Annotated in this window: 18 protein-coding genes; 13 read left to right on the top strand and 5 right to left on the bottom strand. The window is 65.4% G+C overall.

What is annotated here, in order from left to right; all coding sequences use genetic code 11:
* Nucleotides 1-124 precede the first annotated feature (124 nt).
* The 4 genes from rlmN (at nt 125) to cueR (ending at nt 4,787) form a co-directional block, all read left to right on the top strand.
* Nucleotides 125-1,321, top strand: a complete 1,197-nt coding sequence (gene rlmN, locus M4578_RS13220) for a dual-specificity RNA methyltransferase RlmN (RefSeq protein WP_258093749.1) — start codon at nt 125-127, stop codon at nt 1,319-1,321.
* Nucleotides 1,322-1,416: 95 nt separating this feature from the next.
* Nucleotides 1,417-1,848: a hypothetical protein gene (locus tag M4578_RS13215; protein ID WP_258093748.1), complete on the top strand. Its 432-nt coding sequence runs from the start codon at nt 1,417-1,419 to the stop codon at nt 1,846-1,848.
* Nucleotides 1,849-1,896: 48 nt separating this feature from the next.
* Entirely contained in the window at nt 1,897-4,398 is a 2,502-nt protein-coding gene (locus M4578_RS13210; RefSeq protein ID WP_258093747.1) for a heavy metal translocating P-type ATPase, read from the top strand.
* Nucleotides 4,395-4,787: a Cu(I)-responsive transcriptional regulator gene (gene cueR / locus M4578_RS13205; RefSeq protein WP_258093746.1), complete on the top strand. Its 393-nt coding sequence runs from the start codon at nt 4,395-4,397 to the stop codon at nt 4,785-4,787. The genes M4578_RS13210 and cueR overlap by 4 nt, the downstream gene beginning before the upstream one ends.
* 186 nt (nt 4,788-4,973) lie before the next feature.
* Here cueR and aspS read toward each other — a convergent pair whose 3' ends face one another.
* Nucleotides 4,974-6,860 (bottom strand): aspartate--tRNA ligase, encoded by a 1,887-nt coding sequence (aspS, locus tag M4578_RS13200; RefSeq protein WP_258093745.1) that lies wholly within the window; start codon nt 6,858-6,860, stop codon nt 4,974-4,976.
* 183 nt (nt 6,861-7,043) lie between these two features.
* On the opposite strand from aspS, the gene M4578_RS13195 reads away from it, so the two are divergent.
* The 3 genes from M4578_RS13195 to M4578_RS13185 all read left to right on the top strand — a co-directional run bounded on the left by M4578_RS13195 (nt 7,044) and on the right by M4578_RS13185 (nt 12,490).
* Complete coding sequence (locus M4578_RS13195; RefSeq protein WP_258093744.1) at nt 7,044-8,273, top strand: SAM-dependent methyltransferase; 1,230 nt, start codon at nt 7,044-7,046, stop codon at nt 8,271-8,273.
* Between the two features lie 209 nt (nt 8,274-8,482).
* Nucleotides 8,483-11,815 carry a carbamoyl-phosphate synthase large subunit gene (gene carB, locus M4578_RS13190; protein ID WP_258093743.1) on the top strand — a complete coding sequence of 1,111 codons (3,333 nt, stop codon included), beginning with the start codon at nt 8,483-8,485 and terminating at the stop codon, nt 11,813-11,815.
* A gap of 18 nt (nt 11,816-11,833) precedes the next feature.
* A complete protein-coding gene (locus M4578_RS13185; protein WP_258093742.1) occupies nt 11,834-12,490 on the top strand; it encodes a hypothetical protein in 657 nt (218 codons plus the stop codon).
* 9 nt (nt 12,491-12,499) lie between these two features.
* Here the strand turns inward: M4578_RS13185 and M4578_RS13180 are convergent, their stop codons facing one another.
* The gene (locus tag M4578_RS13180; protein WP_258093741.1) at nt 12,500-12,805 is read right to left on the bottom strand and encodes a hypothetical protein; all 306 of its coding nucleotides are present in this window, start codon (nt 12,803-12,805) and stop codon (nt 12,500-12,502) included.
* A gap of 429 nt (nt 12,806-13,234) precedes the next feature.
* Between M4578_RS13180 and gpmI the strand changes: the two genes are divergently transcribed.
* The 5 genes from gpmI to M4578_RS13155 all read left to right on the top strand — a co-directional run bounded on the left by gpmI (nt 13,235) and on the right by M4578_RS13155 (nt 18,240).
* Nucleotides 13,235-14,752 (top strand): 2,3-bisphosphoglycerate-independent phosphoglycerate mutase, encoded by a 1,518-nt coding sequence (gpmI, locus tag M4578_RS13175; protein ID WP_258093740.1) that lies wholly within the window; start codon nt 13,235-13,237, stop codon nt 14,750-14,752.
* Nucleotides 14,749-15,864, top strand: a complete 1,116-nt coding sequence (locus M4578_RS13170) for a murein hydrolase activator EnvC family protein (protein WP_258093739.1) — start codon at nt 14,749-14,751, stop codon at nt 15,862-15,864. The genes gpmI and M4578_RS13170 overlap by 4 nt, the downstream gene beginning before the upstream one ends.
* A 7-nt stretch (nt 15,865-15,871) precedes the next feature.
* Nucleotides 15,872-17,215 (top strand): S41 family peptidase, encoded by a 1,344-nt coding sequence (locus tag M4578_RS13165; RefSeq protein ID WP_258093738.1) that lies wholly within the window; start codon nt 15,872-15,874, stop codon nt 17,213-17,215.
* Between the two features lie 63 nt (nt 17,216-17,278).
* Nucleotides 17,279-17,761 carry an RNA pyrophosphohydrolase gene (locus M4578_RS13160; protein ID WP_258093737.1) on the top strand — a complete coding sequence of 161 codons (483 nt, stop codon included), beginning with the start codon at nt 17,279-17,281 and terminating at the stop codon, nt 17,759-17,761.
* Nucleotides 17,758-18,240 (top strand): hypothetical protein, encoded by a 483-nt coding sequence (locus tag M4578_RS13155; protein WP_258093736.1) that lies wholly within the window; start codon nt 17,758-17,760, stop codon nt 18,238-18,240. Before M4578_RS13160 ends, M4578_RS13155 begins: the two co-directional genes overlap by 4 nt.
* A 20-nt stretch (nt 18,241-18,260) precedes the next feature.
* Here M4578_RS13155 and hisB read toward each other — a convergent pair whose 3' ends face one another.
* Nucleotides 18,261-18,848, bottom strand: coding sequence for an imidazoleglycerol-phosphate dehydratase HisB (hisB, locus tag M4578_RS13150; protein ID WP_258093735.1), 588 nt, complete (start codon nt 18,846-18,848; stop codon nt 18,261-18,263).
* 123 nt (nt 18,849-18,971) lie between these two features.
* Between hisB and M4578_RS13145 the strand changes: the two genes are divergently transcribed.
* Nucleotides 18,972-19,211 carry an Lrp/AsnC ligand binding domain-containing protein gene (locus tag M4578_RS13145; RefSeq protein WP_258093734.1) on the top strand — a complete coding sequence of 80 codons (240 nt, stop codon included), beginning with the start codon at nt 18,972-18,974 and terminating at the stop codon, nt 19,209-19,211.
* 36 nt (nt 19,212-19,247) lie between these two features.
* Here M4578_RS13145 and M4578_RS13140 read toward each other — a convergent pair whose 3' ends face one another.
* Nucleotides 19,248-20,525, bottom strand: a complete 1,278-nt coding sequence (locus M4578_RS13140) for a lytic murein transglycosylase (RefSeq protein WP_258093733.1) — start codon at nt 20,523-20,525, stop codon at nt 19,248-19,250.
* A 64-nt stretch (nt 20,526-20,589) separates the two neighbouring features.
* Nucleotides 20,590-21,300: a helix-turn-helix transcriptional regulator gene (locus tag M4578_RS13135; RefSeq protein WP_258093732.1), complete on the bottom strand. Its 711-nt coding sequence runs from the start codon at nt 21,298-21,300 to the stop codon at nt 20,590-20,592.
* Between the last annotated feature and the right edge of the window lie 70 nt (nt 21,301-21,370).

Below are 21,370 nucleotides of genomic sequence, written 5' to 3'. Positions count from 1 at the left end.
ATACGCAAAATTCGCTGGAGGCCGGGCGATCCGGTTCGGCTCTTGAAACCAGCCCTTGCCGCCCCTTTGTTTTTCGGGACGAATCCTGTATGGAGCAGGCTTCCTCAGCCAAAGGACGACCGAAATGGCCGCAGATGCGCCGATCACGCAGGACGTGGTGACGATTCCCCGCAAGCTGCCGGAAGGCGGCAAGGTGAACCTCGTGGGTCTCACCCGCGACGGGCTGCGCGCGGCGCTGATCGAGATCGGCACGCCCGAGAAGCAGGCGAAGATGCGGGTCAACCAGATCTGGCAGTGGCTCTATCACTGGGGCGTGCGTGACTTTGCCGAGATGACCAATCTCGCCAAGGATTACCGCGCCAGGCTCGACGCGCATTTCGAGATTGCGCTGCCCGAGATCGTCTCGAAACAGGTCTCAGCCGACGGCACGCGGAAATATCTCGTGCGCATCGCCGGCGGGCATGAGGTGGAGGTGGTCTATATCCCCGAAACCGACCGGGGCACTTTGTGCATCTCGTCGCAGGTGGGCTGCACGCTGACCTGTTCCTTCTGCCACACCGGCACGCAGAAGCTGGTGCGCAACCTGACCGCAGGAGAGATCGTCGGCCAGATCATGCTGGCGCGCGACGATCTGGACGAATGGCCCGCGCCGGGCACCGGCACCGGCGAGAACGGGCCGCGCCTGCTGTCGAACATCGTGCTGATGGGCATGGGCGAGCCGCTTTACAATTTCGACAATGTGCGCGACGCGATGAAGATCGCCATGGATGGCGAGGGCATCGCCCTGTCGCGCCGCCGAATCACGCTCTCGACCTCCGGTGTGGTGCCGGAGATCGCCCGCTGCGCCGAGGAGATCGGCTGTCTGATGGCGGTCAGCTTCCACGCCACCACCGACGAGGTGCGCAACAAGCTGGTGCCGATCAACAAGCGCTGGAACATCGAAGAGCTGCTGAACGCGCTGCGCGAGTATCCGCGCCTGTCGAATTCGGAACGCATCACCTTTGAATATGTGATGCTGAAGGATGTGAACGACAGCGACGCCGATGCGCGCCGTCTGGTCAATCTGATCAAGGGCATTCCGGCCAAGATCAACCTCATCCCCTTCAACGAATGGCCCGGCGCGCCCTATCAGCGCTCGGACTGGGAGCGGATCGAGCGCTTTGCCGACATCGTGCACAAGGCGGGCTATGCCTCGCCGATCCGCACGCCGCGCGGCGAGGACATCATGGCGGCCTGCGGGCAGCTCAAATCCGCCACCGAACGGGCCCGCAAATCGCGCGCCCAGATCGCCGCCGAAACCGGGCTCGGCGGGGCGGCTTGATTTATCCGATAAAATAAGTCAGGTTTAAACCTGTCCAGCCAGCCCGAGCGCGGGTGAGCCCGGCGTCCCGAAAGGTCGATGGCTGGAGTGCCCCCATGCGTCACGCATATGTCGAAGCGACAGGCCCCGCGATGCGGGTGCCCGAATGGCGCGTCGTGCAGATGCTGCGCCAGCACGAACGGCCCGACCGTCTGGAGGCCGCGCTAGCCGATGTGCTGGGGCCCGCACGGGCGCGCTATTGTCTCGACGGCTTTGCCCGGCTTCTGGCGCTGCTGCGGCAACACGGCTGGCACGCCCCGCTGATCCTGCCCCCCGGCGCGCAGGGGGTGAGCGACGACGAGCGCAGCCTGGCCCGTTTCGTGCTGCTTGCCGCAGAGCAGGACCGCGATCTGGCGCTGGCGGAGGCCGCGACCCTGGTGACGCCTCAGGCGATCCTGCCGCTGGTAGCGGCGGGCGAGCGCATGGGCCTGCCGCTGCTTTGCGAAGAATGCCGGGATAGGCTGCGCTGCCCCTTGACCTTCCAGTGACTGGAAGCACTATGTTCCGGCCAGACACAGACGGAAGGAGTCTGAGAGATGGCTGGCGAGAGCATTCGTTTCGAGGTGACCAAGCTGAATTGCGGTGGCTGTGCGGGCCGCGCGCAAAAGGCGCTGGCCGCGGTGCCGGGGGTCGATGAGGCGAGCGTCAACCTCGCCAGCAAGATGGCGCGGGTCGAGGGCTCGGCGGGAATCGAGGCGCTGCGGGACGCGCTGAAACAGGCGGGCTATCCGGCGCGCGAGGCCTCTGTGAAGCTCGCCATCGAGGGGATGAGCTGCGCCTCCTGCGTGAACCGCGTGGAAAAGGCGCTGGATGCGGTTCCGGGGGTGCTTTCGGCCCGCGTGAACCTTGCCAGCGAGACCGCCGAGGTGAAGGTTCTGGCGGGCAGCGTGGAGGGGGCAGAGCTGGCACGGGCGGTGAGCGCGGCGGGCTACAAGGCGCGGCCCGCGGGCGACGACAGCGCCGAGCGCGAGGCGCAGAAGGCCGCCGAGCATAATGCCCTGAAGCGTGATCTGATCCTGGCGGCGGCGCTGACCCTGCCGGTTTTCGTGATCGAGATGGGCGGGCATGTCATTCCCGGCTTCCATGCGTTCATCAGCAACAGCATTGGCATGACGGCCTCCTGGGTGTTGCAGTTCGTGCTGATCACCGCCGTGCTGGCCGGGCCGGGCCGCCGCTTCTACCAGATCGGGTTGCCGTTGCTCTTCAAGGGCGCGCCGGACATGAACTCGCTGGTGGCGCTGGGCACGCTGGCGGCCTGGGCCTATTCCACGGTGGCGCTGTTCCTGCCGGGCCTGCTGCCCGAGGGCACGCGCGCGGTCTATTTCGAGGCGGCGGGTGTGATCGTGACGCTGATCCTGCTGGGCCGGTTCCTTGAGGCGCGCGCCAAGGGCCGCACCGGCGCCGCGATCAAGCGGCTGGTGGGGCTGCGCCCGGCCACGGCGCGGGTCGACCGCGACGGCGTGGTGGTGGAACTGCCCATCGAGGAGGTGGCGCTGGGCGATGTGGTGCATGTGCGCCCCGGCGAGCGCATCGCGGTGGACGGCGAGCTGCTGACCGGGACGAGCTATATCGACGAGAGCATGATCACCGGCGAGCCGGTGCCGGTGGGCAAGGGCCCCGGCGACACGGTTGTGGGCGGCACTGTGAACGGTCAGGGCGCGCTCAGTTTCCGGGCCACCGCCGTGGGCGCCGACACGATGCTGGCGCGGATCATTTCCATGGTCGAGGACGCGCAGGGCGCGAAACTGCCGATTCAGGCGCTGGCCGACAAGGTGGTGGTCTGGTTCGTGCCCGCCGTGATGGCGGCGGCGGCGCTGACCTTCCTCGTCTGGATGATCTTCGGCCCCTCGCCCGCGCTGACCTATGCGCTGGTGGCGGGCGTCTCGGTGCTGATCATCGCCTGCCCCTGCGCCATGGGGCTGGCGACGCCGACCTCGATCATGGTGGGCACGGGCCGCGCCGCCGAGCTGGGGGTGCTGTTCCGCAAGGGAGATGCGCTGCAGACGCTTGAGGCGAGCAAGGTGGTGGCCTTCGACAAGACCGGCACGCTGACCGAGGGCAAACCGGCGCTGGTGCGCTCGGAAGCGGCACCGGGCCGGGATGTGGCCGAGGTGCTGCGGCTCGCGGCGAGCGCCGAGCAGGGCTCGGAGCATCCGATTGCGCGGGCGCTGGAGAAAGGCGCCGAGGGGGCGCTGAGCCAGCCGGAGGCGAGCGAGGCCATCGCGGGCCACGGGCTGCGCGCCACGGTCGAGGGCCGGGCGCTGCTGGTCGGCGCGAAACGGCTGATGGAGCGCGAGGGTGTGGCGCTGGGCGCGTTGGCCGGGGCGCATGACGAGATCGCCGGGGCCGGGCAGACGCCGGTTCTGGTGGCCATCGACGGCGAGATCGCCGGGCTCTTCGCCGTGGCCGACCGGGTGAAACCGGGCGCCCGCGCGGCGGTGCAGGCGCTGCATGCGCAGGGCATCAAGGTGGCGATGATCACCGGCGACACGCGCGCCACGGCGCGGGCCATCGCGGGTGAACTGGGCATCGACCATGTCGAGGCCGAGGTGCTGCCCGAGGGCAAGCTAACGGCGGTCAAGGCGCTGCGCGAGCGTTTCGGGCCGGTCGCCTTTGTCGGCGACGGCATCAACGATGCGCCGGCGCTGGCCGAGGCCGAGGTGGGCATCGCCATCGGCACCGGCACCGATGTCGCCATCGAAAGCGCCGATGTGGTGCTGGTCTCGGGCGAGCTGTCGGGGGTGGTCGAGGCGTTCCATGTCAGCCGCGCGGTGCTGCGCAATATCCGGCAGAACCTGTTCTGGGCCTTCGGCTACAACGTCGCGCTGATCCCGGTGGCCGCCGGGGCGCTCTATCCGGCCTTCGGTCTGCTGCTGTCGCCGATGCTGGCGGCGGGGGCGATGGCGCTGTCCTCGGTCTTCGTGCTGTCGAACGCGCTGCGGCTGCGGCGGCTGTCGCCGGTGCTGCAACCGGCGGCGAAAGCTGATAGGCTTGACGCCAACGCCATGCTGGCCACCGCAGCGGGGAGCAGCGCATGAATATCGGACAAGTCGCCGAACGGGCCGGTCTTCCGGCCAAGACCATCCGCTATTACGAGGACATCGGCCTTGTGAGACCGAAGCGGAGCGCCAACGGCTACCGGGCCTTCGGCGAGCAGGATCTGCACAAGCTGGCCTTTCTCGCCCGCGCCCGGGCGCTGGGCTTCACCATCGAGGATTGCCGCACGCTGCTGGGGCTTTACGAGGACGACCATCGGGCCAGCGCCGACGTCAAGACGCTGGCCACCGAGCATCTGCACCGGATCGAGGAGAAGATCGAGCAGTTGCGGCAGATGCACGACACGCTGGCACGGCTGGTGGAGGCCTGCCACGGCGATCACCGGCCGGATTGCCCGATCCTGAGGGATCTGGCGTCGGAGGAGGAGTGAGGCGCCGGGGCGGTGGGCAGAATTGCCCACCCTACAGGGGCCGGGCGGCGAGGATGAGGCGCCGCGCCCTTGGCCCGGAGCCAAGGCGCAGAGCGCCTTTCGTTGCGCGTGTTGGCAGTTACGGTCCGGACGTCGCCGACAGGTCGCGCGGGGCATAAAAAAAAGGCGCCCGAAGGCGCCTTTTCCTCACTCCTGCGGGATCACCCGCAGCGACAGTTCCATGAGCTGATCCGAGCTTGGCTCGGAGGGCGCGCCCATCATCAGGTCTTCGGCGCGCTGGTTCATCGGGAACATGATGACCTCGCGGATATTGGCCTCGTCGGCCAGCAGCATCACGATCCGGTCGATCCCGGCGGCGCAACCGCCGTGCGGCGGGGCGCCATACTGGAACGCGGTGTAGAGCCCGGCAAAGCGTTTTTTCACCTCGTCCTCGCCATAGCCCGCCAGCTCGAAGGCTTTCAGCATGATCTCGGGCTTGTGGTTCCGGATCGCGCCCGAGACCAGCTCGTAACCGTTGCAGGCCAGATCGTACTGATAGCCCAGCACGTTCAGCGGATCGCCGTCCAGCGCCGCCATGCCGCCCTGGGGCATCGAGAACGGGTTGTGCTCGAAGTCGATTTCGCCGCTTTCCTCATCCTGCTCGTAGATCGGGAAATCCACGATCCAGGCAAAGGCGAAGCGGTTCTTCTCGGTGAGCCCCAGCTCTTCGCCGATCACGTCGCGCGCCTTGCCCGCGACGCGCTGGAAGCTGGCCGCCTTGCCGCCGAGGAAGAAGGCCGCGTCGCCGACGCCGAGGCCGAGCTGCCGGCGAATCGCCTCGGTGCGCTCGGGGCCGATGTTCTTGGCCAGCGGGCCGGCGGGTTCGGCATAGCCGGCCCATTCGTCGAAACGCTTCTGAAACTCCTCGGCGTTTTCCATTTTCAGGAACTGCCGCATTTCGTTTTCGAGCTGGGCGATTTTCTCGTCCGAAACGCTGTTGTCGCTCTTCCGCCAGAAGATATAGCCCATGCCGGGCAGACCCTCTTTCTGGGCGAAGGCGTTCATCCGGTCGCAGAACTTGCGCGAGCCGCCGGTGGGCGCGGGGATGGCGCGGATCTCGGTGCCGTCCTGCTCCAGCAGCTTGGCGAAGATCGCAAAGCCCGAGCCGCGGAAATGTTCGGACACATCCTGCATCTCGATCGGGTTGCGCAGGTCGGGCTTGTCGGTGCCGTATTTCAGCGCCGCCTCGCGATAGGGGATCTGCGGCCAGCTTGCCGGATCGTCCACCTTTGCGCCTTCACCGAACTCCTCGAACACGCCCGCGATCACCGGCGAGACCGTGTCGAACACGTCCTGCTGGGTGACAAAGCTCATTTCCAGGTCGAGCTGGTAGAAATCGGTGGGCGAGCGGTCGGCGCGGGGATCCTCGTCACGGAAGCAGGGCGCGATCTGGAAATACTTGTCGTAGCCCGACACCATGATGAGCTGCTTGAACTGCTGCGGCGCCTGCGGCAGCGCATAGAACGTGCCCGGATGCAGACGCGAGGGCACCAGGAAGTCGCGCGCGCCTTCGGGCGACGACGCGGTGATGATCGGCGTCTGATATTCGCGGAAGCCCCTGTCCCACATGCGGCGGCGCATCGAGGCCACCACGTCGGAGCGCAGCGTCATGTTCTTCTGCATCGCCTCGCGGCGCAGGTCGAGGTAGCGGTAGCGCAGGCGGGTTTCCTCGGGATATTCCTGATCGCCGAAGACCATCAGCGGCAGCTCGCCGGCGGCGCCCAGCACTTCCAGATCGCGGACGAAGACCTCGATCTCGCCGGTGGGCAGCTTGGGGTTCACCAGCGCCTCGTCGCGCGCCTTGACCGTGCCGTCGATGCGGATGCACCACTCGCTGCGGACCGTCTCCATCTCCTTGAACACCGGCGAATCCGGGTCGCAAAGCACCTGGGTCACGCCGTAATGGTCGCGCAGGTCGATGAAGAGAATGCCACCGTGATCGCGGATGCGGTGAACCCAGCCCGACAGGCGGACGGTGTCGCCGACATTCTCCTTGGTCAGCGCGGCGCAGGTGTGCGTGCGATAGGCGTGCATGATCTCTGGTCCCGATGCGTGCGGAAAAACTAGGCGCCGATACACTAGGGACGGGCGCGGAAGTCAAGGGACGGCTCCGCCGATTTGGCGAGAAAGCCCGTATGAGGTAGGGTTTGAGGACGTTTTTACGATTCCGAAGGTTTTGAGTCGATTCTGGCAGGACAGGTCACGGGAGGTGTGACGATGTGGAACGCCGTGATGGACAAAATGCTTCGGCGTCTGATCGTGACGGGACGGCTGGGGATCACCTGGCCGGACGGGTCGCAAAGCAGCTACGGGCCGGGAGACGGGCTCGAAGCCGATGTGACGCTGAAGGATGACGGCATTGTCAAAGAGCTGGCGCTGCGTCCGGTCCTGGCGCTAGGCGAAGGCTATATGGACGGGCGGATCGACCTGCCGCCCGAAAAGCTCTATGATTTTGTGGCGCTGCTTGTGCGCAATCAGGAGCGGGGGCGGATGCCCGCCTGGTTCAACGCGGCGCACGCGCTGCGAAGCTGGATGCGGGGTGTGGCGCAACGCAACAACCCGCTGCGCTCGGCGCGGAATGTGCAGCATCACTACGATATTTCCGACGATCTCTACCGGCTCTTCCTTGACGCCGACATGCAGTATTCTTGCGCCTATTTCACAGATCCCAAGATGAGCCTCGAGGATGCGCAGCGCGCCAAGAAGGCGCATATCGCCGACAAGCTGCATATCGAGCGCGGCATGCGGGTGCTGGATATCGGCTGCGGCTGGGGCGGCATGGCGCTGACGCTGGCACGCGATTACGGCGCCCGGGTTACTGGCGTGACCCTGTCCGAGAACCAGCTCGCGACGGCGCGGAAACGCGCCGAGGCGGCGGGGCTGGCGGATAGGGTGACGTTCCGACTGCTCGATTACCGCAAGATCGAGGAGAGTTTCGACCGCATCGTCAGCGTCGGCATGCTGGAACATGTGGGCTATCCGCATCTGGGAGAATATTTCGCCAAGGTTGGCGACATTCTCGATGCCGACGGTATCTCGCTGATCCACACCATCGGCCATGTGGCCCCGGCCGGGGCCACCTCGGCCTGGATCGACAAGTATATCTTCCCCGGCGGGTACATCCCCAGCCTCTCCGAAGTGTCGGCGGCGGTCGAACGGTCGGGGATGTGGTGCGCCGATGTCGAGGTGCTGCGCGGCCATTACGGTCCGACGCTGAACCACTGGCGCCAGCGTTTCGACGCGGCGCTGCCCGAGGTGCGCGAGATGTATGACGACCGCTTCGTGCGGATGTGGCGCTTTTACCTTGTCGCCTGCGAGGCCAGTTTCGAGGAAACCCGGCAGGGCGTCTTCCATCTGCAACTCTCGCACAAGCAATATGCGGTGCCTGTCACGCGGGATTACCTCTATCAGCACCGCCACGGGCACCTGTTGCACGCGGCGCAATAGGCGCCGCGCAAGGATCTTTCTTCACCGGCTTCCCCGGAGCCAAGAATTTTCGTCCGAAAATTCTTGGCCGCCGCCGTCGCGCGCAACAGTCGGATTGGGGTTGCGCGGGCATCGCGCTTGTCTATAACGCACGACAATTTGCGGGCAGCAGGCGACTCCCCCGCCTGCTGCTCCATGCCCGCCGTTCGCGCCAAGACAGAGGTCGAGAGATGCCCAAGAGAACCGATATCAAATCCATCATGATCATCGGCGCAGGGCCCATCATCATTGGCCAGGCCTGCGAATTCGACTACTCCGGCGCCCAGGCCTGCAAGGCGCTGCGGGAAGAGGGTTACCGTGTGATCCTGGTGAACTCCAACCCCGCCACGATCATGACCGACCCGGAGCTAGCCGACGCCACCTATATCGAGCCGATCACCCCCGAGATCGTCGCCAAGATCATCGAGAAAGAATGCCCCGACGCGCTGCTGCCCACCATGGGCGGGCAGACCGGCCTCAACACCTCGCTGAAGCTGGAAGAGATGGGCGTGCTGGAGAAATTCGGCGTCGAGATGATCGGCGCCAAGCGCGACGCCATCGAGATGGCCGAGGACCGGGCGCTGTTCCGCGAGGCGATGGACCGCATCGGGCTGGAAAACCCCCGCGCCACCATCGTGACCGCGCCGAAGAAAGCCAACGGCAAGGCGGATCTGGACGCGGGCGTGAAGATCGCACTCGACGCGCTGGACGACATCGGCCTGCCCGCGATCATCCGCCCCGCCTTTACCCTCGGCGGCACCGGCGGCGGCGTGGCCTATAACCGCGAGGATTATATCCACTATTGCCGCTCGGGCATGGATGCCTCGCCGGTGAACCAGATCCTGGTCGACGAGTCGCTGCTGGGCTGGAAAGAATATGAAATGGAGGTCGTCCGCGACAAGGCGGACAACGCGATCATCGTCTGTTCCATCGAGAACGTCGATCCGATGGGCGTGCACACCGGCGACTCGATCACCGTGGCCCCGGCGCTGACGCTGACCGACAAGGAATACCAGATCATGCGCAACGGCTCGATTGCCGTGCTGCGCGAGATCGGCGTCGAGACCGGCGGGTCGAACGTGCAATGGGCGGTGAACCCGGAAAACGGCCGCATGGTGGTGATCGAGATGAACCCGCGCGTGTCGCGGAGCTCGGCGCTGGCCTCCAAGGCGACTGGCTTCCCGATTGCCAAGATCGCGGCAAAGCTGGCGGTGGGCTACACGCTCGACGAGCTCGACAATGACATCACGAAGGTGACGCCGGCGTCGTTTGAACCGACCATCGACTATGTCGTCACCAAGATCCCGAAATTCGCCTTCGAGAAATTCCCCGGCTCCGAGCCCTATCTCACCACCGCGATGAAATCGGTGGGCGAGGCCATGGCCATCGGCCGCACCATCCACGAGTCGCTGCAAAAGGCGCTGGCCTCGATGGAATCCGGTCTGACCGGCTTTGACGAGGTGGAGATCGAGGGCGCGCCCGAGAAAAGCGCGGTGATCAAGGCGATCTCCCAGCAGACCCCCGACCGCATGCGCACCATCGCCCAGGCAATGCGCCACGGGCTCTCCGATGACGAGATCCACGGCGTCACCATGTTCGATCCCTGGTTCCTCGCCCGGATCCGCGAGATCGTCGAGGCCGAGGAAGAGGTGCGCGCGAACGGTCTCCCGCAGAACGAAGAGGGCATGCGCGCGCTCAAGATGCTGGGCTTCACCGATGCCCGCCTGTCGAAACTGACCGGCTTCTCGGAAAAGGACGTGCGCAAGCGCCGCATCGCGCTGGGTGTCACCGCCGTCTTCAAGCGCATCGACACCTGCGCCGCCGAGTTCGAGGCGCAGACCCCCTATATGTATTCCACCTACGAGATGCCGATGATGGGCGAGGTGGAATGCGAGGCGCGCCCCTCGGACAAGAAAAAGGTCGTCATCCTCGGCGGCGGTCCCAACCGGATCGGCCAGGGCATCGAGTTCGACTATTGCTGCTGCCACGCCTGTTTCGCGCTGACCGACGCGGGCTATGAAACCATCATGGTCAACTGCAACCCCGAGACCGTGTCGACCGATTACGACACCTCGGACCGTCTGTATTTCGAGCCGCTGACCTTCGAGAGCGTGATGGAGATCCTGCGCGTCGAGCAGTCCAACGGCACGCTGCACGGTGTGATCGTGCAGTTCGGCGGCCAGACCCCGCTGAAGCTGGCGAACGCGCTGGAGGCCGAGGGCATCCCGATCCTCGGCACCACGCCCGACGCCATCGACCTTGCCGAAGACCGCGAGCGGTTCCAGGCGCTGGTCAACCAGCTTGGCCTCAAGCAGCCGCGCAACGGCATCGCCTCGACCGACGCGCAGGCGCTGGCCATCGCCGAGGAGATCGGCTTCCCGCTGGTGATCCGCCCCTCCTACGTGCTGGGCGGTCGCGCGATGGAGATCGTGCGCGACATGGCGCATCTGGAACGCTACATCAAGGAGGCCGTCGTGGTCTCGGGCGACAGCCCGGTGCTGCTCGACAGCTACCTCTCCGGCGCGGTGGAACTGGACGTGGACGCGCTTTGCGACGGCGAGGCGGTGCATGTGGCGGGCATCATGCAGCATATCGAAGAGGCCGGGGTGCACTCGGGCGATTCAGCCTGCTCGCTGCCGCCCTATTCGCTTTCCGCCGAGGTGATCGACGAGATCAAGGCCCAGACCGAGGCGCTGGCCAAGGCCCTGCATGTTGTGGGCCTGATGAATGTGCAATTCGCCATCAAGGCGGGCGAGATCTATCTCATCGAGGTCAACCCCCGCGCCTCGCGCACCGTGCCCTTCGTGGCCAAGGCGACGGATTCGGCCATCGCCTCCATCGCCGCGCGGATCATGGCGGGCGAAAAGCTCTCCGCCTTCCCGCTGCGCGCGGGCTATCCGGCGGATGCGGATTACGACACCGACCTGCCCATTGCCGACCCGATGACCCTCGCCGACCCGAACATGCCCTGGTATTCGGTGAAAGAGGCGGTGCTGCCCTTTGCCCGCTTCCCCGGCGTCGACACGATCCTCGGGCCGGAGATGCGCTCCACCGGCGAAGTCATGGGCTGGGACCGCTCCTTCCCGCGCGCGTTTTTGAAAGCGCAGTTGGGCGCCGGCACGCATCTGCCGACCGAGGGCGCGGTGTTCTTCTCGATCAAGGACGACGACAAGACCCCCGAGATGACCGAGGCGGCGCGTGTGCTGTCGGATCTGGGCTTCAAGCTGATCGCGACGCGCGGCACGGCGGCCTTCTTCGCGGGCGCGGGGCTGAGCTGCGAGGTGGTCAAGAAGGTCTATGAGGGCCGCCCGAACGTGGTGGACCTGATGAAGGACGGCGGCATCCAGCTTGTGCTGAACACCACCGAGGGCGCTGCGGCGGTGGAAGATTCCCGCGAGATCCGCTCGGTCGCGCTTTATGACAAGATCCCCTATTACACGACCGCTGCGGGCGCCCATGCGGCGGCGCTGGCCATGAAGGCGCGTGAGGAGGGGGAGCTGGTGGTGAAGTCGTTGCAGGGGTGAGACTGTAAGCGACTGTTTTTGAAAAGATTCACGAGGCTGTTGCAATTATTCTGCGCTTCAGGATTAAATAAGGAAAAACAGCGAGCAGATATGACACAGCATTTTGTGACGGCGCCTCAGCCGACAATGAAGCGTGTGGCTGACCTGGATGGGGCGGACTTCTACCCGACGCCCCCTTGGGCAACCCATGCTCTCATTGAGAATGAGAAGTTTGCAGGGGATATTTGGGAGTGTGCCTGCGGAGATGGAGCAATGTCGGATGTTCTTCAACGCACAGGCAACCAGGTAATAAGCTCTGACCTTTATGATCGCGGGTACGGAGAATCTGGTATTGATTTTATATCTGCCTCCAGATCGGTTCCCAATATCGTCACAAACCCGCCGTTTCACAGCGCGGAAGATTTCGTTCACTCAGGGCTTAGAAGTGCGGGTTCCAAGTTCGCTCTTTTGCTTAGGTTGGCCTTTCTGGAGGGCGGTGGTCGGCAAGAGCGCATCTTTCGAGAGACGCCGCCCGCTAGACTCTGGGTTTTTAGCGAGCGGATCACGTTTTATCCGAAAGGTGCTGTGAAAAAGGGAAGCGGCACTACCGCATATGCGTGGTTCGTTTGGGATAAAGATCATTTGGGCCCAACCGAGCTAAAGTGGTTGCCGGTAGGGTACAAGAAACGTTTTTAGGCTGCGCGTCTAAGGCATTTCGTCCACATAGATACGCCCAGCAGCGGTGATCGTCCAACTTTCCTGCTCAGCTTGATAGTCTGCCAGTCCTCTCGCTTGTAGCCCGGTTGCCTGATGTCGATGGCTCACCAAGTTCCTCACTTTCTGAGAGAAATATGTGTCCCCGCGACCGTCTGCGATTTGCGCATCGTGGCCAGTGGGCTGCATTCGATCAGTTAGAATTTGAATTAAGTCAGTTGTCGTTAGGGTGCCTGTCATCGAGGTGGCTAACTCAACAAGCGCGGCGTTGCGAACTTCTTCCTCCGTATATGACATTTACATGTCTCCTCATTAAACGCCTTTTAACTATAGTGATTGAATTCCCGTATTCAAAGAGGCGGTGGCGACGCCTTGCTATAAATTTTAAAAATTTGTTGTGTGCGAGCTTTTCTTTACCCCGGCGCGGAACAAGGCCGAAGGCCGCCGCGCAAGCGCCGGACCGTCCCCGCGGTCTGGCGCTTTGGTGACGTAAGCGCGACCTGTCGAGGTCTTTCGGATTTGGCCGGGATAAATCGAGAGGTTCAGCGGGCAGAGCGCCAGCCCACGGTCCGGCGCTTGCGCGGCTTCGCTCTGCAGATCAAAGCGCAGCGCTAACCAGTGCGGCACGGAAACCGGCGATAGCGCTCGCGGGGAGCGCGGCCCCTCCACATCCCCCACCCGACCTGCTAAACCGCCCCTGACCTGCCGTTCAGAAGGGCCTTTCCCATGACCACGCCGAAACCCGTTGTCCTGACCATCCTCGACGGATGGGGCCTCCGCGACGAGAGCGCGTACAACGCCCCGAAACTCGCCAACACCCCCACCATGGACCGGCTTTATGCCACCTGTCCGCATGCCACGCTGGTGACATTCGGGCCGGATGTGGGGCTGCCGACCGGGCAGATGGGGAACTCGGAGGTGGGCCATACCAATATCGGTGCGGGGCGCGTGGTGGCGATGGATCTCGGCCAGATCGACCTTGCCATCGAGGACGGCAGCTTTTTCGACAACGCCGCGATCAGGGATTTCGCCGCGAAAGTGAAGGACGCCGCAGGCACCGCGCATCTGATGGGCGTCGTTTCGGACGGCGGCGTGCACGGGCATATCGAGCATATCAAGGCAGCGGTAAAGATGATCACCGATCTGGGCGTGCCGGTCATCGTGCATGCCATCACCGACGGGCGCGATGTGGCGCCGAAATCCGGCGAGGGTTTCGTCAAGGAACTGACCGAAAGCCTGCCCGCCAATGCCAGCATCGGCACGGTGATCGGTCGCTACTACATCATGGACCGCGACAACCGCTGGGAGCGGGTGGAAAAGGCCTATGACGCGATGATCCTCGGCAAAGGCGAGACCGCGCCCGACCCGGTGACGGCAGTCTCCCAGAGCTATGCGCAAGACGTGACCGATGAATTCGTGCTGCCCACGGTGATCGGCGATTACCAAGGGATACAGCCGGGTGACGGGCTCTTTTGCCTCAACTTCCGCGCCGACCGGGCGCGCGAGATCCTCAAGGCCATCGGCGAGCCGGGCTTCGACGGGTTTGAACGCGACAAACCCGAGCTGAGCGCGCTGCTCGGCATGGTCGAGTATTCCACCGATCACAACGCCTATATGGCCACCGCCTATCCCAAGCGCGAGATCGTCAATACGCTGGGCGAATGGGTGGCCAAGCACGGGCTGACGCAGTTCCGCCTGGCGGAGACCGAGAAATACCCGCATGTGACCTTCTTCCTCAACGGCGGCAAGGAAACGCCCGAGAAGGGCGAGGACCGGTTCATGCCGAAATCGCCCAAGGTGGCGACCTACGATCTGCAACCGGAGATGTCCGAGCCCGAGGTGGCGGAGAAATTTATCGAGGCCATCGACAAGGGCTATGACCTCATTGTCACCAATTTCGCCAACCCCGACATGGTGGGTCACACCGGCGATCTCGACGCGGCGATCAAGGCCTGCGAGGCGGTCGATGACGGGCTCGGCAAGGTGGTGGCCGAGCTGGAGAAGGTCGGCGGCGCGATGATCGTGATCGCGGATCACGGCAATTGCGAGACGATGTGGGACGAGGCCACCAACGGTCCGCATACCGCGCATACCACCAATCTTGTGCCGGTGATCCTTTTCGGTGGGCCCGCGGGGGCCAAGCTGCATGACGGGCGGCTGGCCGATGTGGCACCGACTCTCTTGCAGCTCATGAACCTGCCGCAGCCCGAGGAGATGACCGGGAAGAGCCTCATCGACCTATGAGGCGGCTGGCGCTGATCCTGACGCTTCTGGCCGGTCCCGCCGCGGCGCAGAACCCGGCCGAGGCCGCGCGCGCGGCGGCGAAGGCGCTGGAAGCGGCCTCGGTGCAGCTCGACGCTGCCGACAGTGCGCGCGACCGGGTGCGGGCGCTGACAGGCACGGTCAAGGCGTATGAATCCGGGCTCGCTGCGATGCGCGAAGGGCTGCGGGACGCGGCGATCCGCGAGACCGAACTGACCCGCCGCCTGCAAAGCCAGGAGGGCGAGATCGCGCAGCTTCTGGGTGTGTTGTCCAGCATGGGCGGCAGGGCGGCGCCGGCGGCGATGCTGCATCCGCAGGGGCCGGTGGGCGCCGCGCGGGCGGGGATGATGCTGGCCTCGGTCACGCCGGGGCTCACGGCAGAGGCGCAGCGGCTGCGTGCGGATCTCGATGAGGTGAGCGCGCTGCGGGCGCTGCAACAGAGCGCGGCGGAGACGCTTCAGGAGGGGCTCGCCGGGGTGCAGCAGGCGCGCACGGATCTTTCCCAGGCGGTGGCGGACCGGACCGACCTGCCCATGCGCTTCACCGAGGATCCGGTGAAGACGGCGATCCTGATCGCGGCCACCGAAACGCTGGAGGGCTTCGCCAGCGGGCTTTCCGAGATCGCCGACAACGAGCTGCTCACCAACCTGCCGCCCATCGACGACCGCAAGGGCGTGCTGGAACTGCCGGTGCAGGGCCAGATCCTGCGCCGCGCCGGCGAGACGGACGCGGCGGGGGTCACCCGCCCGGGCATCGTGATCGCCACCCGCTCGCAGGCGCTGGTCACCACGCCCACCGCCGCCACGGTGCGCTACAGCGGGCCGCTGCTCGATTACGGGCTGGTGACGATTCTCGAACCGCAGCCCGATCTGCTGTTTGTCCTCGCCGGGCTCGACACGGTTTACGGCCGCGCCGGCGAAGTTTTGCCCGAAGGCAGCCCCGTGGGGCTCATGGGCGGCGGCGGGGAGGGAGACAATCCGTCACCATCTGTTGATGGGGGTGGCGCTGGACGCACGGAAACGCTCTATATAGAGGTCAGGCAGGGCGATGCACCGGTGGACCCGCTTTCGTGGTTCGCAACCGACAAGGGATGAGATGGGCATGAACAAGTTTCTGATGGCCGCACTGGGCGGCACCGTGGCCGGGGTGGTTGCGACCACGCAATTCGTCGGCCCGCTGCTGGCGCAGGAAAGCGCGCAGAAAGCCAGCGTCTATGAACAGCTCGATCTTTTCGGCGACATCTTCGAGCGCATCCGCGCGCAATATGTCGAAGAGGTGGACGAGGCCGATCTGATCGAGGCGGCGATCAACGGCATGCTCACCTCGCTCGATCCGCATTCCAGCTATCTCGCCCCCGACGACGCCGCCGACATGCGCGTGCAGACGCGCGGCGAGTTCGGCGGGCTCGGCATCGAGGTCACGCAGGAAGACGGCTTCGTCAAGGTGGTCTCGCCCATCGACGGCACCCCGGCGGACGAGGCGGGCATCGAGTCGGGCGATTTCATTACCCATGTGGACGGCGAGTCGGTGCTTGGGCTGAATCTGGACGAGGCGGTGGACAAGATGCGCGGGCCGGTCGGCTCGGAAATCGTCATCACCGTGGTGCGCGAAGGCGAGGAAGAGCCGTTTGACGTGTCGATCATCCGCGACACGATCAAGCTCACCGCCGTGCGCACCCGTCTCGAAGGCAATACCGTGGTGCTGCGCGTCACCACCTTCAACGACCAGACCTTCCCGAACCTTTCCGAAGGGCTTGCCGAGCGCGTCGAAGAGGCCGGCGGGATCGACAAGGTGAACGGCTTCGTGCTGGATCTGCGCAACAACCCCGGCGGGCTGCTGACCCAGGCGATCAAGGTGTCGGATGCGTTTCTCGACAAGGGCGAGATCGTCTCGACCCGCGGCCGCAACCCCGCTGACGGCGAGCGCTATAACGCCACCGAGGGCGATCTGACCGGCGGCAAACCGATGGTGGTGCTGATCAACGGCGGTTCGGCTTCGGCCTCGGAAATCGTGGCGGGGGCGCTTCAGGATCACCGTCGCGCCATCGTGGTGGGCACCAAGAGCTTTGGCAAAGGCTCGGTCCAGACCGTGATGCCGGTGCGCGGCGATGGCGCCATGCGCCTGACCACCGCGCGTTACTACACGCCGTCGGGCCGGTCGATCCAGGCACTGGGCGTCTCGCCCGACATCGTGGTGGAACAGCCGCGTCCGCGCCCCGACGGGGAAGAGGACGAGACCGCGACCAACGCCTTCAGCCGGTCCGAGGCCGATCTGCGCGGGCGTCTCGACAATGACAGCCTCACCGAAGAGGAAATCCGTCAGATCGAGGAAGACCGCGCCAAGGCCGAGGCCTCGGCCGCGCTGCGCCTCGAGGATTATCAGCTCGCCTATGCGATCGACATCCTCAAAGGGTTGAGCGTGCTCGAGAAAGATCAGCAGCAGTAACGCGGAAGGGCGGGGGTTCCCCGCCCTTTTTCATTCCATACGATGCATTTCGAAGATCAGGCCATGACCCCCGAAGAGATTGCGAAACTGCCCTACCGCCCCTGTGTAGGCGTGATGCTGGTGAATGCCGACAACCATGTCTTTGTCGGCCAGCGCATCGACAGCGAAGAACCCGCCTGGCAGATGCCGCAGGGCGGTGTCGACAAGGGCGAGGAGCCGCGCGACGCCGCGCTGCGCGAGCTGTGGGAAGAAACCGGCGTGACCGCCGATCTGGTGACGGTCGAGGCGGAATCCGAGGATTGGTTTCCCTACGAGCTGCCGCATCACATCGTCCCGCATATCTGGAAGGGGCGCTATAAGGGGCAAAAGCAGAAATGGTTCCTGCTGCGCTTTCAGGGCAGCGACGCGCAGGTGAACATCCGCACCGCGCATCCCGAGTTTTCCACCTGGCGCTGGTTGGCACCCGAGGAGGTGGTCACCCAGATCGTGCCGTTCAAACGCGCGGTCTATGAAAAGGTGCTGACGGCGTTCCGGGATCATCTGTGACGCGGCGCGGCGCCGGTCTTGCCGCGCTTCTGGCGCTGGTGGCGGTGTCCGTCGCCCCGCCGGCATCGGCGCTCAGTTGCATGGCGGCGGATGTGACCCAGGATTTCGCCAATGCCGCCGCCTCGCCGGATAACTGGGTGGTGGTCGAGGGCGCCCTGGATTTCGATCCGGCGCTGGCGCCGCCACCGGCAGCGGACGGGCAGGGCCGGCCCGCGAGTTTCGAGGCACGGTTTTCCGGCATGGCTCTGGCCGGCGCTGGCTTCATCCAACCCTTCGACCGGCCGGTGACGGTGCGGCTGACCTGCTCCGCCCATTGGTGCGGGAGCGTGACGCCCGGGCGCTACCTGGCGTTTCTCAAGCAAGAGGCGCATGGCTATGCGCTGATCGTGGGCCCCTGCCCGACCTTCCTGCACCGCGATCCGACCGAGGCCCAGAAGGCCACGGTCGCAAGCTGCTTTGCAAAGGGCGGCTGCGACTGAGCCGCCGCCCGCCCGGTTCGTCAGAGCGCGCCTTTGGTGGAGGGGATCGCATCGCCCTTGCGCGGGTCGGGCTCCACCGCTTCGCGCAGCGCGCGGGCAACGGCCTTGAAGGCGGCCTCGGCGATGTGGTGGGAATTCACCCCGTGCAGCGCGTCCACATGCAGGGTGATGCCGCCGTGGGTCGAAAGCGCCTGAAAGAATTCGCGCACCAATTCGCAATCGAACGTACCGATCTTCTGCGTCGGCAGATCGACGTTCCACACCAGAAAGGGCCGCGCCGAAAGATCCAGCGCCGCGCGCACCAGCGCATCGTCCATCGGCAGCAGGCAGGCGCCGTAACGCCGGATGCCGCGCTTGTCGCCAAGCGCTGCCACCAGCGCCTGTCCCAGCGCGATGCCGGTATCCTCGACCGTGTGGTGATCGTCGATATGGTAGTCGCCCTTGGCACGGATCGTCATGTCGATGAGCGAGTGGCGCGAGAGCTGGTCCAGCATGTGATCGAAAAAGCCCACGCCGGTCTGATTGTCGTAGAGGCCGGTGCCGTCGAGGTCGATGGCGACCTCGATCGCGGTCTCGGCGGTCTTGCGGCTGATGCTGGCCTTGCGCATGGGCTCACTCCTTGAGGCTCTTGCGCGCTTATAGGCGGGGGGAGGGGCGGCGCCAAGCCGGGGCATGGCGTCTCTTGTGCGGGCGTGGCGTCTGTGCCAGCTTGCCGGCGTAAGGAGACCGCCATGACCACCTGCGTTTTCGTCCAGATCCGCTGCACCCCCGGCACCACCTACCGGGTTGCCGAGGACATCGCCCTGAAGGAAATCCATTCCGAGCTTTATTCGACCTCGGGCGAATGGGACCTGCTGGTCAAGCTCTACATCCCGGAAGGCGCCGATATCGGCCATTACATCAACGAGAACCTCGCCGATGTGAAAGGGATCGAACGCACACTGACGACGCTCACCTTCAAGGCGTTCTGACCGGTTGCGCCGGTCAGGCGGTTTTCGGGCGCCGCGTCACCGCAGCGCCTGCAACACCCGCAGCGAGGCATAGCCGTCCGGCACCGCGCCGGTGCTCTTCTGATAGCCGCGCACCGCGTTGATGGTGAGCGGCCCGATCCGCCCGTCGATCTTTTCCGGGTCGAACCCGGCGTCGCGCAGCCGCGTTTGCAATTCCTTCCGTTCGTCCAGCGTCAGCGCCCGGTCCTCGCGCGGCCAGCCGTGCTGAACGGGCCCACCGCCCATGATCCGGTCGCCCAGATGGCCCACGCCGATCACATAGGCATCGGCGGTGTTGTAGCGCTCGATCACCTCGAAATTCTTGAAGATCATGAAAGCCGCGCCCAGATGCCCGCCCGGCAGCAGCACCGAGGCCGGCCCGTGATCGGGCACCGGCTTGCCATCCGTGCCCACCACCCCGAGCGCCGCCCAGTCCGAGGGCATTTTCTCGATCTCGCGCGCGGCCAGCGTATAGTCGAAATCCCCGGGCAGCGTCACCTCGACACCCCAGGGCAACCCGTGCTGCCAGCCGTTTTCCTTGAGGTAATTCGCCGCCGAGGCGAGCGCGTCGGCGGGATCGTCGGACCAGATGTCGCGCCGCCCGTCGCCGTTCCAGTCCTCGGCCAGCGCAAGGAAAGACGAGGGCATGAACTGCGTGTGGCCCATGGCACCGGCCCAGGAGCCCTTCATATTCGCGGGTACCGTATCGCCGTTTTGCAGAATGGTCAGCGCGTCCAGCAACTGCCCCTCGAAAAAGGCCCCGCGCCGCGTGTCATAGGCCAGCGTCGCCAGCGACTGGATCACCGGATCGTTGCCGCGATAGGTGCCGAAGGCGCTTTCCAGCCCCCAGATCGCCAGAACCGCCTGCTTGTCGACGCCGTATTTCGCCTCGATCCGGTCGAGCAGCGCGCGGTGTTCCGCCAGCGCCTTCTTGCCCGCGGCGATCCGGGCGTCCGAGGCGGCGCTGTCGAGATAGACCCAGACGGTCTTGGTGAATTCGTTCTGGTTGCGGTCGCGGTCCACGACCTTCGGATCATAGGACACGCCCCGGAAGGCGGCGTCGAAGGTGGCGGCGGAAATGCCCTTTGCCAGCGCCCGGCTGCGGAACCCCGCGATCCAGTCGCGGAACCCTGCCGCGCCCTTCACATCCTGCGGCACCTGCGTCGCGGTGCCCTGCGTCGACAGAAAGGGCCGCGCGCTCGGGCGCAGCGATTCCCCGGGGGCGGTCGGGGTGGCCTGCGCGGATGCGCCCGCAGCCCAGATGCTCAGAATACCTGTCAGGATCCGCATTCTCATGGCGGTTGCTCCTCCTGTTGCCTCGACTTCGAGTCTACTCCGAACGCCGGGCTTTGCGAAGGGCTCAGCCGCCGCAGGCGCGGTTTCCCGCCATCTCCTGCCGGAGCCGCTCCATGTAGCTGCGCAGAAGCGGAACCCGCTCGGGGCGGAAGCTTTCGGCGGTGAGTTCCAGACGATCCATGCGATCGAGCCGGAACATCCGGAAGTCCCGCCGCATCAGGCACCAGGCAAGCAGGCAGTGGCTGCGGTCGAACAGCACAATGGAGAGCGGCTTGATCGCCCGCGCGGTCGCGGCGCCCTTGGCATCGGTATAGGCAAAGCGGATCACCCGTTCCTCGCGCATGGCACGGCGGAGCTGGCGGGTATCGACCGCAGGGGGCACCGGCGGATCGAACCTGTGCGCGGTCAGCACCGCGTGACGAAGCTGCTGCGCCTGCCGGTCGGGCAGCCGTGCCCGCAGCTTCAGCAGCGCGCTTTCCGCCCCCTCCGCCAGCGCCGGATCGCCCACGGCGGCAACTTCGCGCAGCCCCAGGACAAGCGCTTCCAGCTCGTCGTCGGTGAAGGAGAGCGGCGGCAGATGCGGATCCTCGATCAGCGTGTAGCCATAGCCCGCCGCACCGTCGATCACCGCGCCAAGGCCACGCAATGCCTCGATGTCGCGGTAGAGCGTGCGTTCGCTCACACCCGTCTCCTGCGCCAATGTGCTGGCGGTGGCGGGGCTGGGCAGGCGACGCAGTGCCTGCATGAGTTGGAAGAGACGGCTGGTGCGGGACATGGTCTTAACATCCTGCCACATCCTGACGAAAACTGACAGCAGGCGCCCTTACGTCTCGGTGACAGAAACC

The organism is Salipiger pentaromativorans (assembly GCF_024721115.1).
GTDB classification, from domain to species: Bacteria; Pseudomonadota; Alphaproteobacteria; order Rhodobacterales; family Rhodobacteraceae; genus Salipiger; species Salipiger pentaromativorans.
Note: the sequence above shows the minus strand (reverse complement) of the source record. Positions and strands in the feature narration are given on the sequence as shown.

Coding starts and splice junctions, on each gene's coding strand:
- rlmN (WP_258093749.1), top strand. CDS start 125: ATGGCCGCAGATGCGCCGATCACGCAGGACGTGGTGACGATTCCCCGC.
- M4578_RS13215 (WP_258093748.1), top strand. CDS start 1,417: ATGCGTCACGCATATGTCGAAGCGACAGGCCCCGCGATGCGGGTGCCC.
- M4578_RS13210 (WP_258093747.1), top strand. CDS start 1,897: ATGGCTGGCGAGAGCATTCGTTTCGAGGTGACCAAGCTGAATTGCGGT.
- cueR (WP_258093746.1), top strand. CDS start 4,395: ATGAATATCGGACAAGTCGCCGAACGGGCCGGTCTTCCGGCCAAGACC.
- aspS (WP_258093745.1), bottom strand. CDS start 6,860: ATGCACGCCTATCGCACGCACACCTGCGCCGCGCTGACCAAGGAGAAT.
- M4578_RS13195 (WP_258093744.1), top strand. CDS start 7,044: ATGTGGAACGCCGTGATGGACAAAATGCTTCGGCGTCTGATCGTGACG.
- carB (WP_258093743.1), top strand. CDS start 8,483: ATGCCCAAGAGAACCGATATCAAATCCATCATGATCATCGGCGCAGGG.
- M4578_RS13180 (WP_258093741.1), bottom strand. CDS start 12,805: ATGTCATATACGGAGGAAGAAGTTCGCAACGCCGCGCTTGTTGAGTTA.
- gpmI (WP_258093740.1), top strand. CDS start 13,235: ATGACCACGCCGAAACCCGTTGTCCTGACCATCCTCGACGGATGGGGC.
- M4578_RS13170 (WP_258093739.1), top strand. CDS start 14,749: ATGAGGCGGCTGGCGCTGATCCTGACGCTTCTGGCCGGTCCCGCCGCG.
- M4578_RS13165 (WP_258093738.1), top strand. CDS start 15,872: ATGAACAAGTTTCTGATGGCCGCACTGGGCGGCACCGTGGCCGGGGTG.
- M4578_RS13160 (WP_258093737.1), top strand. CDS start 17,279: ATGACCCCCGAAGAGATTGCGAAACTGCCCTACCGCCCCTGTGTAGGC.
- hisB (WP_258093735.1), bottom strand. CDS start 18,848: ATGCGCAAGGCCAGCATCAGCCGCAAGACCGCCGAGACCGCGATCGAG.
- M4578_RS13145 (WP_258093734.1), top strand. CDS start 18,972: ATGACCACCTGCGTTTTCGTCCAGATCCGCTGCACCCCCGGCACCACC.
- M4578_RS13140 (WP_258093733.1), bottom strand. CDS start 20,525: ATGAGAATGCGGATCCTGACAGGTATTCTGAGCATCTGGGCTGCGGGC.
- M4578_RS13135 (WP_258093732.1), bottom strand. CDS start 21,300: ATGTCCCGCACCAGCCGTCTCTTCCAACTCATGCAGGCACTGCGTCGC.